Genomic DNA, 14070 nt, shown 5'->3' with positions numbered 1-14070 from the left:
TGGCTGTGGGACTTGCAGCGGCTTTTATGTTCAGCGTGGCTATAAGCTTGAAGCGAGGCACGGTTCCGGCTTAAATCGCCTCCGTTTTCTCTCCGACTGGCCAGGGTCCGGACGTCGGGAACGGCCGGAGGCTGAGAGCGTCGGGAACGCATCTCAGCCGACCCAGGACTGGGAGATAAAACGGAGGTCTGCCGCTTTAGCGGTCGATTTATTTGGCCGGGAGTCCGGGGTCTCGGGGAAGTGACGGTGACTTCCCCGAGTCGTTCACCGGTTCGGTGGTGACATGTGAACAGGACTGGAAGTGAACGGAATCTTAGCCGAATTTCATGGACGATATTTGTGGCTAAGAGACTTCTTCCAGAGGGTGAGTACTACAATCCTAAATCATCAAAATCTGAAGCATCATGGCGCTCGGCCAGCTGCACATCGCCCCAAGTGCGGTTCACGATGCGGCCGCGTTTAACCGCCGGGCGGTTAGCCACTTCATCGGCCCAGCGACCAAAGTGCTTATAAGAAGCCACGTCCAGGAACTCGGCGGATTCGTACAGGCCGCCTTTTGCCAGCGCACCGTACCAGGTAAAGATCGCAATATCGGCGATGGTGTATTCATCTCCGGCGATAAAGCGATGATTCTCCAGCTGTTTGTCGAGCACGTCCAGCTGGCGCTTGGCTTCCATCGCAAAGCGGTTGATGGCGTACTCAATTTTGACCGGCGCATAGTGGTAGAAGTGACCGAAACCGCCGCCCAGATATGGCGCAGAACCCTGCAGCCAGAACAGCCAGTTCAGCGCTTCGGTACGCCCGGCGATGTCCTTCGGCAGGAAGTGGCCGAATTTTTCTGCGAGGTAAAGCAGGATGTTGCCGGACTCAAATACGCGCAGCGGCGGCGTGACGGAATGGTCAAACAGCGCCGGGATCTTGGAGTTCGGGTTTACTTCTACAAAGCCGCTGGAGAACTGATCGCCTTCACCGATACGAATCAGGTGTGCGTCGTATTCTGCCCCGCTGATGCCCAGCGCCAGCAGCTCTTCCAGCAGAATAGTCACCTTCTGCCCGTTAGGCGTGCCAAGGGAATAAAGCTGCAGCGGATGCTTGCCGACCGGCAGCGTTTTTTCGTGAGTTGGGCCGGAAACCGGGCGGTTGATGCTGGAGAACTGGCCTGCTTCGGTCTTGTTCCAGGTCCAGACTTTTGGTGGCTGGTAGTTGTGTTCGGACATAGCGTTATCTGCCTTCTTCTCAGGTTAGTTATCTAATGAAACTATCTGGAAGTGTAGCAAGAGGGAAGAGCTGGCCGGGCTATACCGCCAGAAAAGCGAAAGCCCGGCACGGTGTTAAGCCGGTTTCAGCCCCGGTTCAACGAGGCCATAAACCTGGCAGTTCAGGCGGGGGGCTTTTGCCAGTTCGGCCACGTGCGCGGCGACGTCGGCACGCATCACCATGCCGTGAATTTCGGGGGCCTGGCTCAGAACGGCCTTACCGGTTGGCTCGCCGTGAAGCAGGCCGCCGGGGCGAACGATGGCAAAGTCCAGCGTGCTGGTTTGCAGCCAGCTTTCCGCGAGAGATTTTTCCCGCACCGCCTGGCCGAAACCAGCTTTTGCACGGTCGGACAAGTAAGCCCAGCTTTCTCCGCAGCCCAAAGAGGTGACCAGCACCATCCGCGAGATCCCGGATTTTTCGGCGCAGTCGATAACGGTGCGGTGCGCCAGGTAATCCTGCGCGCCGCCCATTGTCGAGATGACGGTTGCGTCCTGGCCCGCAAGGCGACAGGCTTCTGTGACCGCGTCTGCATCGCAGGCGTCACCGATAATCACCTGAGCGCCAGCCTCCCGCAGTTTTGCTGCGGCCTCTGCATTACGCACCAGCGCAACAACGGGGCGGCTTTCCGCCAGCGCCAGCTTCGCGGTTAGCGCGCCTACGCCTTTACCCCCGGCTCCAAAAATTAACCATGGCGTCATGCAATATTTCCCTTAAGTGTCTCTGCCAGCGCCCGGAAAGCCGCGAGCTGGTCTGCCAGTAACTGACGATGATCGTCGCGCCCGATGAAGATTTTCAGCATCGCGCTGCCCGCCTGATTGAAGAACAGAATCGAGGCTGTGTCCATCCCCATAAATTTACGCTCAATCAGCGCGATGTGGGTGCAGTTGCTCGCCTTGATGTGCCCCGTCATGCCTTTCTTGCCGCGCAGGTTGAAGTAGCCGTGGCGGTGGAAGCCGGAAGGCAGCTCGCCGGAAAATTCAATAATCAGGTCGGCGGTATGCACCAGCGTGGTGACGCTGCCCCATTCGGCAACGGTATCCCACACTGTGTCAAATCGCTCGCCGCTGACCAGGGCCAGAGCAGGCAACTGAGTCACTACGTCCAGCAGGGTGACATTATATTGTGCGGCGATGGATTCCAGCGTGCCGTCTGGCTGGGTTTTTAAGTAGTCAGCGAGGGAAACGGAAGTCATAGGGGAGCTCCTTGTGGATTGTTGTCCGTTGTTATTGGGGTATTCAGGGTCGAAATCAGCGTCTGCAGGGACTGGAAGATATTGCTGGCCCAGAAGCGGCCTTCGTCGGTCAGGCGCAGGCAGAGAGCGTCATCGCGCGTCAGGCCGGATTCATGCCACTGGGTGAGCAGCGGCTGGAGCAGATGTGCATCAGCGGTCAATTCATCGAGCGGCACGCGTGCAGTTTCAATCCCGGCCTGCAGCCGATGCCGCCAGCGGTAGCCAGGGTCGGTGGTGTGGGCCATCATCATCAGCGGCTTTTTCCCGGCGGCAACGGCGGTGTGCCAGTTTTCAAGGTTACGCTCAACCATCCAGGAATAGCCGTTGACCGAGCCGCCCGCCCCTGAGCCAAAGGCCAGGCAGTCTGCGCCTTGCTTTATCAGCAGGTTGTAGAGGTTGCGCTCTCGCGTGGTGCGCGCCCAGTGGCTGTTGCTGATGCAGCGCCAGCCCGCGCTGTCCATGAAGTCGCAGCCCTGAAGGTACAGATCCCTGCGTTCTGCCGGTGAAGGTAGCGCAACACGTCCGTTTTCCACGGCTTTACCCAGCGGCGTTTGCGGCAGCAGGTTCAGAGCATAAAGGTCGACGCCATCGAGGCCGATGTCCCGCGCGATAGACAGATCCTCTGCCCACAGTTGCCGATCCTGACCCGGCAGGCCAAACAGCAGGTCGCACACCACGGCGGCGCGATCGCGTTTGCAGAGGTTTTCCATAAAGCGCCGGGCGGTGGGGCCGTCGGACGTGCGTGCCATTTTCTTGCGGATTTTGCTGTTAAACGACTGAATGCCGATGGAGAAACGGTTTGCGCCCGCGTCGAGGCAGGCATCGATGCGCTCATCGTCAAAATTCAGCACCCGGCCTTCAATGGTGATTTCGCAGTCAGGCGCCAGCGGCAGGCTGCGGCGCAGGGCGGTAATGATCCGCGCCAAATCTTTTGCCGAAAGCGCCGAAGGCGTGCCCCCGCCAAAGTAGATGGCGTGAATGGGCGCGGACTGGTGCAGCGGGCTGCTGGCCTCCAGCTCAATTTCCCTGAGCAGCGCGTGGGTGTAACGCTCGCAGTGGTCTTCTTCGTAGCGATTCTGATAAAAACCGCAGAAGGTACAGTGCGTTGCGCAGAAGGGAATATGCAGATAGACCAGCCTTTTGCCGGGAGGCGTCGGGCTGGCAATCACCTGCTGCCAGGTTTGCTCAAGCTGCTCTTTGGCAACGGGTGCAGCGCCGCGCCACGGCATGGTAGCGTGACGATCTTTAAAAGGTTGCCCGCCGGGTTGCGCGAAGTGCGCCAGGAGATCCAGTTCAGGTTTCATGTTCAGCGTCGCTCATTTCGAAGTAATCCTTAATCGTTCTGGCCGGAATCAGGCCAAAACTGGTGATGCAGTAGTTCCACGGCTTCTGCGATACGCGGGCCCATGCCCAGGATCAGCGCCCGATCGATGATGACTATCCGCTTATTTTTCCAGGCCGATGTGTGGGTGATGCCGGGAATGGCCTTCAGCGCGTCAGGGTTGCCCTGCGTCATTTGGGTCGTGGCGACAATCACGTCCGGATTCGCAGCTATCATCGCTTCGGTGCTGTAGCTCTGATACTGGCGATGCCCGGCGATATTGCTGGCTCCCGCCATTTTCAGGATGGTGTCGGCCACGCTGCCCACGCCGGCAACCTGCGGCAGGCTGCCGCCTGCAGAGAGAATAAACATCGCCCTGACGGGATGGGGTTTGAGGGCGCTGCTTTTGGCTACGGCCTCCAGCCGTTGGCGCAGGCTGGCAATCAGTGCTTTGCCCTGCTGCGGGCTACCCAGGGCATTAGCAAGTGTTTGAATATTTTCATACATTTGTTCGACCGTGGCGGGAACTCGTGGGAGCAACAGCACGTTCACTTTGGTTTTTTTAAGCTGTTCAAAGACGATGTGTGGGCCAGCGTCCTGCCAGGTGATGAAGCGCTCAGGGCGCAGCGACAATATGGCTTCGCTGCTGAGCTGCATCCACGGGCCGGTGTGCGGCAATTTTTCCGTTTCCGGCGGCCAGGCTGTGGTTTCGTCTACGCCAACTACCTGAGCGCCTGCGCCCAGCGCGTAAACGAGTTCTGTCAGTGAACCTCCGGCAACAACCAGCCGCTCGCCGGCAGCGGTGGAAAATGACGCCGTCAGCGCCAGCAGTACGGCAAAATGACTTTTCTTCATCAGAATTTCCACCCAAAGCCGAGGGCCGTATTGAAGCCCGCTTCCGGAATAGATTCGTGGGCGGTCTGGTAGCGCTTGTTGGTCAGATTATTCAGCGCAAAGTTGACCTGGTACTGGTCGTTGTCACCAAATTCTGCATTTACCGCCAGATTCAGCGTAGCCCAGCCGGGGTAGCGCCTTTCACCGTCGCCGGTATTTTCTTTGGCTCGGGAAGCGGCGCGGATGAAGGCGTCGGAGGTGAGGTTCATGGCGTTGAGCATCAGCGTATGCCTGACCCCAAAGCGGCCGTTAACGGCGGGTTCCCCGGTATCCCAGGTTTTCAACGTGCTGCTCTGATACTGACGACGCAGGAGGTTACCGCTCAGATAAGGGGAGATGGCCCAGCCGTTATACTCGGCGCTGAGCTCTATGCCGTAGGTTTTGGCTCGATTGATATTGTCGTAGTAGCGGTAGTCGGCTCGTGCGCTGCCGCTGTTTCCCTGACAAACGGCTTGCCCTTCGCAGGCCCGCGAAGCGATGTAATCTTTCGCTTCGGAGTAGTATGCCGTGCCGTCCACCAACCACAGATTGCCCTTATAGCGGGCACCGATTTCGTAGTTATTGGAATGTTCAGGGCTCAGGTTCTGGTTGCCATAAGTCAGGCCGCCGCCGGCGGAGGTTTGCATAAATTGCTGTACCAGCGTCGGGAAGACGTAGCCCTGGGCAAAGGCGGCGCGCAGCTCGATATCTTTAAACCCGGAGTAGTTCAGGCTGGTGGCACCCACAAACTGGCTATCGCTGGTCGACTTGTCGCCTTTGGTGCTGCTGGTTGCCACACCGCCTTCAACCGTTTGCGAGCTGCTGTTGATGAGCTTTGAGGCCAGCCAGTATTGCCTGGCTCCCACGGTCCAGGTCCAGTCATCGGCCAGATGCCAGGCGTTCTGAGCAAACAGCGAGGTATTAGTTTGCTCTGATTTATCCTGCGACCGGGTGCGGGTTTCGATATCAAAGAACCCGGTTTTCGCCGTCTGGCGCGTGTAGCCGCTGGAATTCTGGTTCACTTTGTCGTGCTGATACTGCGCCCCAAGCACCAGATCGTTCCCGGCCGGCAGCGAGAAGTTAGTTTGCAGCGTCACGCCCTGGGTGTACTGCTTATCGTGGGTTTGGGTCTGATTTTTAACGCTTAACGCCTGGATGATGGGCGAGGGAATCGGCTGCGTAGTGGCGACTTCATTTTCAAACTGGCGTTCGACGGTCTGGTTATAGGCATCGAGGTGGGTTTTTTTCAGGTAGTTTCCGTCGACGTCATAATCGTAAAACAGCCCGATTTTTTCCCGCGTCATTGCCGGGATCCTGACGCTAAAAGTATCGAACTGGTGAGCCGGATCGCTGTACCAGGTTTGCGTGGAGAGGCGGTAGCGGTCGAGAGACAGGCCGATTTTCTGGCGGTCGAAGCTGTAGCCCAGCCACAGGCCCTGGCCGTTATTGCGGAAGTGGGTGTTATCCAGCCGTCCGTCTGGCGTTTTTCTGTTGCCCTGATCCGAGTAGCTGCCGTTAATGCGATAGTCGAACTGGCCGATGCTGCCCCAGGCGGCGGCGGATTCCTGCCAGCCTGCCGTTGCCGAGTTCCAGGTGGCTTTTACCAGCCCGCCCAGCGGCTTGTCACCGCCTTTTTTGGTGATGAAATTCACCACCCCGCCGATGGCCTGTGAGCCATAAAGAACGGAGTAGGGGCCTTTAATAACTTCAATTCGCTCCAGGGCGGATTCATCGATAAGCAGGCCCGCGCCGTAGTCCTGGCCGGCGCGCTGCCAGGTGACCTGCTGGCCATCAATCAAAACCAGCACGCGTGACGAGGCTTCCCCGCGGATGCGGATCTGCTTTCGCCCCGCCAGTGAATTATCCGTGACTTCTACGCCGGGAATGTCACGCAGATCGTCGGCAATCGAGACGCTGGTTGAGTTCTCAAGCGTTTTTCTGTCCACGACCTGGACGGTGACCGGGCTGTTCCAGAGGTTGGTTTCCGAGCGGCTGGCGCTGACGATGATGGTATCTTCAGGCGCGGTGTTTTCCTGGGCAAATGCAGCGGCGGGAGCGGCAACGGCTCCCGCAACAAACAGAGGTATGGCTGAAAAGGCCGTGTAGGTTTTACGTTTCCCTGGCATAAACTCATCCTTGCGAACGGTAATGATAGTTATTATCGTTCGCCTTTATATCCAGGCCGGTCACGCATATCCACCGTTTAACCTGCTAACCAGATGCAACTTTGATTTTGGTCAAAGTTGCGCGGCGTCTTTGAAAAGAGGGGGCGCGTCCCATGTCTATGGCAGGATCGATCCTTTTTATGTTTCTAACCTGTTTATTTCATCAACAAACCCGCAAAAAGCTGCCATGAGCCTGGAATGACGCACGCTGTTTATTTTCCGTTGTGTTCCAGGTTTGTAATGTCTTGCGGCAGGGTATGCCTTAATTCCAAATGCCTCCTGGTTAGTTACCGCCAGAAATAATCAGTCAAATCATGTAAAGGAGTGATGTTTTTATGTTGCAGCGCAAGGATGGGAAAATACTTCTTTTGTTTATTGGTTTTCTGTTTATTTATTTACTGCCGGGAATATATGGGCATACGCCGTGGAAGCAGGATGAAAATTATACTTTTGGCGTGATTCAAACCATGTATGAAACAGGCAACTGGTTGGTGCCTGTGAATGCCGGTGAGCCTTTTATGGAAAAACCACCGCTTTATTACTGGACGGCCACGCTGATGGTGCATTTATTCTCTGGCGTACTGCCGATGCATGATGCAGCTCGCACCGCAACGTTATTGTTTTCTGTTATTAATTTTTCATTTTTTATTCTGCTGGCGAGGAGAGTATTTCGTAGTGAAAGCCTGACGGATTACCGTATTTGGCTAGCTTTCACCGTGTATGTCAGCGCTCCGGGCATTCTGCGTCACAGCCATGATATGTTCAGCGATACGGCCCTCACTGCCGGTGCAACCGTGGCGCTCTATGGCATTGTAGGACTTATCCGTCAGGAAAAAATAGCCGCCTCGGCCGTATGGGTTTGCGTGGGGACGGTGGTCACTCTGTTATCGAAAGGCGTTTTTATTCCCGGCGTGCTGTGGATAACGCTATTTTTTAGTTCTCTATTTTTCGCGCAATGCCGGACAAAATCCTTTTGGAAGCCTGTTATTCTTGCGGGAGTCGTTTCACTTGCCTTTATTCTTCCCTGGCCGGTACTGCTTTATATGAAGCATCCGGATCTGTTTATAGTGTGGTTCTGGGAAAATAACATTGGCCGCTTCCTGGGGTTTTCTGTTGCAAAGCTCGGGGCTAAAGCCAATCTGATGCGAGTCCCCGAGGCGATTGTGCTTTTTGCACTGCCGTCCGGCATACTGGCAACGCTATATTTTCTCCGTCACCCTCTTAAGCGCCTGAAGAGTCAGGATGACTTTGCTATTACTCTGTTTCCGCTGCTGGGGATTATTGTTCTGCAGATGTCGGCGAGCAGCCGTGCTTTATATCTGATGCCCTTTGTTGGCCCGCTGGCCATATTGGGCTCTCAGCTGCTGCCGTTAATAAAAGAGAAAACGCTACGTTATTTCTCTTATTTTGCCGCCGCGCTCTGGTCAGTCCTGCTGGTGGTGGTGTGGGGCGTCTATCTGCTGAAGATTAGCGGCGATAAAAGAGGGTGGTTGGATCCTCTTGAGCGTTGGCTGCCGACGAGCTACGAGCTGCATTTCTCCTGGCCGCTGTGCCTGTTTGCTCTGGCTATCACTGCGCTGTGGTTTAGCCGCGCGCGTTTATCTGGTGCGCTCAACCCGGCATTGCGTGCCGCTCTGAGTTGGGGATTAGGCGCGGTCTCTGTCTGGAGCGTGGCGTTTACCTTGATGGTCGGCTGGTTCGATTACAGTAAAGGCTACGAAGGCGTCTTTACCGATCTCAAAAGTCACCTTGCCGGGCAGTACCAGGCGAATGACTGTATGGCGTCTTACCGCATTGGTGAATCTGAAGCACCGATGCTCTACTACTTTGCCGGCATTCTGCATCGGCCACAAAAGACCTTCAGCAGGCCTGAGAATTGCCGCTGGCTGATTGTGCTCGGCGATAAGCTACAGCCTGCGCCTGCGGGAATGACATTTTTCTGGGAAGATAATCGTCCCGGTGAGAAGCGTAACAATCTGATGGTTTACCGGGACGTGTCGGGGAATAACGGCTGAAAAACAGCCTGGCAGGCCAGCAGCGTGTGTGTTGTACATTTCATTACACGCCGATACCAAACACTCACTGAAGAGTTTATTCGACACGCCTATAGTTCATTTCAACGGCCCCGCAGTGGGGTACACACAAAAACAAATTCGAGGATGTCGAAATGAAAAAAGTATTAGCTCTGGTTGTTGCCGCTGCTATGGGTCTGTCTTCCGCTGCTTTCGCTGCTGACACTACCGCTACCGCACCAGCTGCTGCTCCGGCAACCACCGCCGCTGCACCTGCTGCTAAAGCTCCAGCTACAAAAGTAACGCACCATAAGAAACACAAAAAAGCTGCCGTTCAGAAAGCTCAGGCCGCTAAAAAGCATCACAAAAAAGCCGCTAAGCCAGCGACCGAGCAGAAAGCTCAGGCTGCCAAAAAGCACCACAAAAAAGCAGTAAAACCTGCGGCAGCACAGAAGGCTCAGGCGGCTAAAAAGCATCACAAAAAAGCAGTAAAACCTGTTGCTCAGAAAGCGCAGGCTGCTAAGAAACACGTGAAAAAACACCATAAAGCTGCAGCAAAACCAGCTGTTCAGCCAGCAGCATAAGTCAGGCGGGGCTACCCCGTTAGCTTGAAGCGTTAACACAAACACCCGGCTTGCCGGGTGTTTCTTTCTGGAGTTCAGATAATGTTGCGACGCTACAGTTTCGAATTAATCCTCACCGCGCTGCTCACCTGCGGCCTGATCACGCTGAATTTTTGGCTTCAGTAGGCTGAATGCTTTTTGGGGTTCGTAAGAACCGCCGCTCTACACATCACTCAAAAAAACCAGGTTAGATCCCCGTTTGAACATTTGTGCAGAGGAGCGCTGTCGCTTTTATTTGGCACTGGAAAGGTGGCTGGAAGAGGGTGATGTTGATGCAGCTGAATAATCGAACTTGTTCGATGCAGAGTCCAGAGTCCAGAAAGCAAAAAACCCGCCATAGGCGGGTTCTTCTAAATAGTGGTGCCCGGACTCGGAATCGAACCAAGGACACGGGGATTTTCAATCCCCTGCTCTACCGACTGAGCTATCCGGGCAACGGGCCGCATTAAACCGTAAAGGCCGCCAGGCGTCAACGGCTTTGTCATAAAAAATCCCTAAAACTATGCTGATTGCCTGCTTTTCAGTCAAGGGCAGCAAAAAGACGTGCTTCAGGTTAATGCCCCGCCGGTGCGGCACAGCGCAAAGCGCAGAATATCTTCCGCAAGGGTCCTGGCGGTGTCGATATCGGCCTGGCTGCGCTTCACCAATAGCTTACTCAGGCAGCCTTCCAGCACCAGCTCCATTTGGTGGGCGACCATCGTCGGGTCATCCACTTCCATCTGCGTCAGCAGCTCGTGAGTGTACTCCCAGGCCGCTTTTTTCTGCTGGTCTGCAAGCTGATGAATCGGGTGTGCGGCATCGGGGTAGAACGTGCAGGCGGCAATAAACAGGCAGCCGGGGTAGCGCTGGTTACTCACGCATTCTGTCAGGGCATGGTAGCGTTTCAGCAGCTTTTGCTCCGGCGTCATCTCTTCATCCAGCATCAGCTGGCGCCGCCAGACGTCTACCTGCGAGCTTAAGTAGCGCAGGGCGTCGTACAGCAGGGCTTCGCTGTCGGGCCAAAACTGTCGAACCTCAGCGAGCGGGTAATCTGCTTCTTGCGCCACCATCTCCAGCGTCGTGCTGGCAATGCCTTCACGTTCAAGGACATGCAGGGCGTGCTCTAAAACTTCTTCGCGTTGCACGGTTTTCTCCTTACGTTTCCCAACGGATCAAGTGTTGTTTACTGGCTGCGATTGCGCAAATGCTCGCTAAACGCGCGGGCATCCATAAAGCCCGTTACGCGGGCTGCTGGCTGCTCGAGGCCGTGAGTATCAAAGAATAAAATGGTCGGCAGGCCAAGCACCTGTAAATGCTTCAACAGGGCTTTGTCATCGGCGTTATTTGCCGTGACGTCGGCCTGGAGTAAAACGGTATCAGACAGCGCTTTTTGCACCTGCGGATCGCTAAAGGTGTATTTCTCAAACTCTTTACACGCCACGCACCAGTCGGCGTACAAATCGAGCATCACCGGTTTGCCTTTCGCGTTGGCCAGCGCGGCGTCGAGCTGCTCAACGTTAGCTACTTTGCTAAAGCTGAGGTGAGGGACTGCCTGAGCGGATGCCGGAGAGCCAAAAGCCCAGTCCTGCAGTGGGCGAGCGGCGACCAGCGCGGCACCCAGCAGGATGATTTGCAGCACGCGCAGCCAGGATTTCTTCGCCCCGAGGCTGGTGATAAACGCCCAGCCGAAGAAGGCTACGCCCAACAGGCTCCACAGCCTTAGCCCCCAGGTGTCGCCGAGTACGCGTTCCAGCAGGAATACCGGCAGCGCCAGAATCACAAAACCAAAGGCGGTTTTGACGCTTTCCATCCACGGCCCGCTTTTCGGCAGCAGGCGGTTGCCGAAGACTGTGATCAGGATCAGCGGCAGGCCCATGCCCAGCGCGTAAAGGTAAAGCGTGCCGCCGCCGAGCCACATATTTCCGCTTTGCGCGATGTACAGCAGGATAGCGCTCAGCGGCGCAGTGGTGCACGGCGAGCAGATAAGCCCGGCCAGCGCGCCCATAGCAAAGACGCCGCCCGCCGAGCCACCTTGCTGACGGTTGCTCATCAGCGTCAGGCGCGTTTGCAGCGACGACGGCAGCTGCAGCGTGAACAGACCGAACATCGATGCGGCGAGCAGGATAAAAAGCACCGACAGGCCAATCAGCACGTAGGGATGCTGTAGCGCGGCCTGGAACTGAAGCCCGGCGGCGGCAACGACCAGACCGAGAGCGGTGTAGGTCAGCGCCATGCCCTGGACGTAAACAAAGGCCAGCAGCAGCGCTCTGGCGGTGGACAGGCGTTGTTTACCGCCCAGCACTATGCCGGAGATCAGCGGGTACATCGGCAGCACGCAGGGCGTGAAGGCGATGCCAATGCCGATCAGAAAGGCCCACAGCGCAGAGAAGGGGAGCGATGCGGGGGCGGAGTCGTCTGCGCCCCTCACCCCGGCCCTCTCCCCTTCAGGAGAGAGGGGGGAATCAACTGCAGAGTCGGGTTGATCCAGAGGAGCGACTGCATTCAGCGGCACAACGCGCGTTTCCGGCGGGTAGCAGAACCCGGCTTCGGCGCAGCCCTGGTAGGTGACGCTGATGGCCGAGCCTTTACCGGCGGAGTTAATCGTAATCGGCAGATTCAGCTGCTGGGTGAAGATCTCGGTTTTGCCGTAGAACTCATCCTCGTGCCAGGTGCCTTTGGGAATAGCCAGAGGCGCAATGTCCGCGCTGGTGGGCACCACTTTTATCTGCTGGCGGTAAAGGTAGTAGCCGGGTTTTATTTGCCAGTTGAGGGTTAACTGGCGATCGGACTGCTGAAAGTCGAAGGCGAAGGCCTGGTCGACCGGGACAAACTGGGTTTTATTCTGGGCGTCAAACAGCCCGGCGAAGGCCTGTGAACTGCAAAGCAGCAGGACTAGCGTAATGATGCGTAGAGCCATGAGAGATATTCACTGTTTCCGTGTGCAACTGGCAGAACCAGCAGCTCTGGCGTTTGGTAAGGGTGATGGGTTTTCAGGCAGGCAAGCAGCGCCTCCTGGTGATCCACGTCGCTCTTGAGCAGCATTTGTACTTCATACTCCTGCTCCAGCTTTCCTTCCCAGTAATAGAGCGAAGTCGCGCCCGGCAGCAGCGTCACGCAGGCGGCAAGTTTTTCCGCCAGGACTTTCGCGGCCAGGTCCTGAGCGCTGGCTTCATCCGGTGCGGTACAGAGTACAACGACAGCCTGAGTCATCGACATCACAAACCTCATTATGGGAGGAAACGGCATCGACTATAGCATGAGGAGGGAAGGACGGGCCGAATAACGACCCGTCTTTGAAGAGATTTACAGCAGGATGGTGCCGAACACGAAGCCAAAGCAGACCGCCAGCACTACGCCCATTGTGCCGGGAATAAAGAACGGATGGTTGAAGACAAATTTACCGATGCGCGTGGTGCCGGTATCGTCCATCTGTACCGCGGCGACCAGGGTTGGATAGGTTGGCAGAATAAACAGGCCAGAGACGGCGGCGAAAGAAGCGACGGCGGTTAACGGCGAAACGCTCAGAGCCAGCGCCATCGGCATCAGCGCTTTAGCCGTTGCGGCCTGGGAGTAAAGCAGCGCCGAGGCAAAGAAGAAAATTACCGCCAGCAGCCATGGGTGGCCCTGAATCACGCTGCCTGCGGTCTCTTTGATCCAGTCAATGTTTGCGGAAACAAAGGTATCGCCCAGCCAGGCTACGCCAAGAATACAAATACAGGCGCTCATGCCGGCCTTGAAGGTGCTGGAGTTGAGAATGCTTTCCGTTTCTACGCCGCAGATAACGGTGGTCAGGGTAGCGACCGACAGCATAATAATCAGGATCGCATTGGTGGTATTCATCAGCGGCGTAGCGACGAGGCCAAGGCTTGGGCTGTTGACGATGGCATAGATAACCACGCCAACCACGCCGAGCAGGAAGAGGAAGACGGAGGTTTTGGCGCGAGGCTTAATCTCGATTTGCTTGTCGCCGCGCAGCTCAATCAGGCCTTCTTCCAGGCGTTTGAGGTAAACCGGGTCATTGGACAGCTTTGAGTCAAAGAGGATAGACACCAGGAACGACATCACCAGCACCGCCAGCAGCGTGGAAGGGATAACCACCGACAGCAGCTGGATGTAGCTGACGCCATGGCCTTCCATCACTGACGACATGTAAACCACCGCGGCGGAAATCGGCGAGGCGGTAATGGCTATCTGGGCCGAAACCACCGCCGTTGAGAGCGGACGGCAGGGTTTGATGCCCTGTTCCTTGGCGACTTCGGCAATCACCGGCAGCGTGGCCAGCGAGATGTTGCCGGTGCCGGCGAAGATGGTCAAAAACCAGGTCACAATCGGGGCAAGAATCGTGATGTATTTAGGGTTTTTGCGTAATAGTTTTTCAGTTTGATTGACGAGGTAATCCAGGCCGCCCGCAATTTGCATCGCTGAGATAGCCGCGATCACCGCCATAATGATGGAAATAACGTCGAAGGGGATGCTGCCGGGTTTTACGCCCATCGCGGCGAGAACTAAAACCCCCAGCCCTCCCGCATAGCCAATGCCTATCCCGCCAAGCCTTGCCCCCAGAAAAATCGCTGCTAACACGATGATGAGCTCGATGACTATCATGGTT

General features: G+C 56.3%; 13 protein-coding genes and 1 tRNA gene. 3 read left to right on the top strand and 11 right to left on the bottom strand.

Annotated features, from left to right (window positions below; all coding sequences use genetic code 11):
* Positions 1-371: 371 nt before the first annotated feature.
* The 6 genes from yghU to ACE38U_RS07265 all read right to left on the bottom strand — a co-directional run bounded on the left by yghU (position 372) and on the right by ACE38U_RS07265 (position 6808).
* Positions 372-1217: a glutathione-dependent disulfide-bond oxidoreductase gene (gene yghU, locus ACE38U_RS07290; RefSeq protein ID WP_038476468.1), complete on the bottom strand. Its 846-nt coding sequence runs from the start codon at positions 1215-1217 to the stop codon at positions 372-374.
* 114 nt (positions 1218-1331) lie between these two features.
* A complete protein-coding gene (locus tag ACE38U_RS07285) occupies positions 1332-1955 on the bottom strand; it encodes an SDR family oxidoreductase (RefSeq protein ID WP_375529407.1) in 624 nt (207 codons plus the stop codon).
* Positions 1952-2449 carry a heme utilization cystosolic carrier protein HutX gene (hutX, locus tag ACE38U_RS07280; protein WP_176983150.1) on the bottom strand — a complete coding sequence of 166 codons (498 nt, stop codon included), beginning with the start codon at positions 2447-2449 and terminating at the stop codon, positions 1952-1954. Before hutX ends, ACE38U_RS07285 begins: the two co-directional genes overlap by 4 nt.
* Complete coding sequence (gene hutW / locus ACE38U_RS07275) at positions 2446-3792, bottom strand: heme anaerobic degradation radical SAM methyltransferase ChuW/HutW (protein WP_375529406.1); 1347 nt, start codon at positions 3790-3792, stop codon at positions 2446-2448. The genes hutX and hutW overlap by 4 nt, the downstream gene beginning before the upstream one ends.
* 29 nt (positions 3793-3821) lie before the next feature.
* On the bottom strand, positions 3822-4664 hold the full coding sequence (locus ACE38U_RS07270) for a heme/hemin ABC transporter substrate-binding protein (RefSeq protein ID WP_375529405.1): 843 nt from the start codon (positions 4662-4664) through the stop codon (positions 3822-3824).
* A complete protein-coding gene (locus ACE38U_RS07265; RefSeq protein ID WP_375529404.1) occupies positions 4664-6808 on the bottom strand; it encodes a TonB-dependent receptor plug domain-containing protein in 2145 nt (714 codons plus the stop codon). The genes ACE38U_RS07270 and ACE38U_RS07265 overlap by 1 nt, the downstream gene beginning before the upstream one ends.
* A 374-nt stretch (positions 6809-7182) precedes the next feature.
* On the opposite strand from ACE38U_RS07265, the gene ACE38U_RS07260 reads away from it, so the two are divergent.
* The 3 genes from ACE38U_RS07260 (at position 7183) to ydgU (ending at position 9608) form a co-directional block, all read left to right on the top strand.
* Positions 7183-8862 carry an ArnT family glycosyltransferase gene (locus ACE38U_RS07260; RefSeq protein WP_375529403.1) on the top strand — a complete coding sequence of 560 codons (1680 nt, stop codon included), beginning with the start codon at positions 7183-7185 and terminating at the stop codon, positions 8860-8862.
* Between the two features lie 152 nt (positions 8863-9014).
* Positions 9015-9443, top strand: coding sequence for an acid resistance repetitive basic protein Asr (asr, locus tag ACE38U_RS07255; protein ID WP_375529402.1), 429 nt, complete (start codon positions 9015-9017; stop codon positions 9441-9443).
* 81 nt (positions 9444-9524) lie between these two features.
* Complete coding sequence (gene ydgU / locus ACE38U_RS22450; RefSeq protein WP_456297838.1) at positions 9525-9608, top strand: small membrane protein YdgU; 84 nt, start codon at positions 9525-9527, stop codon at positions 9606-9608.
* 232 nt (positions 9609-9840) lie between these two features.
* Here ydgU and ACE38U_RS07250 read toward each other — a convergent pair.
* The 5 genes from ACE38U_RS07250 to ACE38U_RS07230 form a co-directional block, all read right to left on the bottom strand.
* Positions 9841-9916: transfer RNA gene (locus tag ACE38U_RS07250), tRNA-Phe, on the bottom strand.
* 114 nt (positions 9917-10030) lie between these two features.
* Complete coding sequence (locus ACE38U_RS07245) at positions 10031-10606, bottom strand: transcriptional regulator (protein ID WP_038476445.1); 576 nt, start codon at positions 10604-10606, stop codon at positions 10031-10033.
* 38 nt (positions 10607-10644) lie between these two features.
* Entirely contained in the window at positions 10645-12378 is a 1734-nt protein-coding gene (locus tag ACE38U_RS07240; protein WP_375529401.1) for a protein-disulfide reductase DsbD, read from the bottom strand.
* A complete protein-coding gene (gene cutA, locus ACE38U_RS07235; RefSeq protein ID WP_176983144.1) occupies positions 12354-12689 on the bottom strand; it encodes a divalent cation tolerance protein CutA in 336 nt (111 codons plus the stop codon). The genes ACE38U_RS07240 and cutA overlap by 25 nt, the downstream gene beginning before the upstream one ends.
* A gap of 75 nt (positions 12690-12764) precedes the next feature.
* The gene (locus tag ACE38U_RS07230) at positions 12765-14066 is read right to left on the bottom strand and encodes an anaerobic C4-dicarboxylate transporter (RefSeq protein WP_038476436.1); all 1302 of its coding nucleotides are present in this window, start codon (positions 14064-14066) and stop codon (positions 12765-12767) included.
* Between the last annotated feature and the right edge of the window lie 4 nt (positions 14067-14070).

Source organism: Cedecea selenatireducens (genome assembly GCF_042138895.1).
In the GTDB taxonomy this organism is placed as follows: Bacteria; Pseudomonadota; Gammaproteobacteria; order Enterobacterales; family Enterobacteriaceae; genus Cedecea; species Cedecea selenatireducens.
The sequence above is the reverse complement of the archived record's forward strand: the minus strand, read 5'-3'. Positions and strand labels throughout refer to the sequence as shown.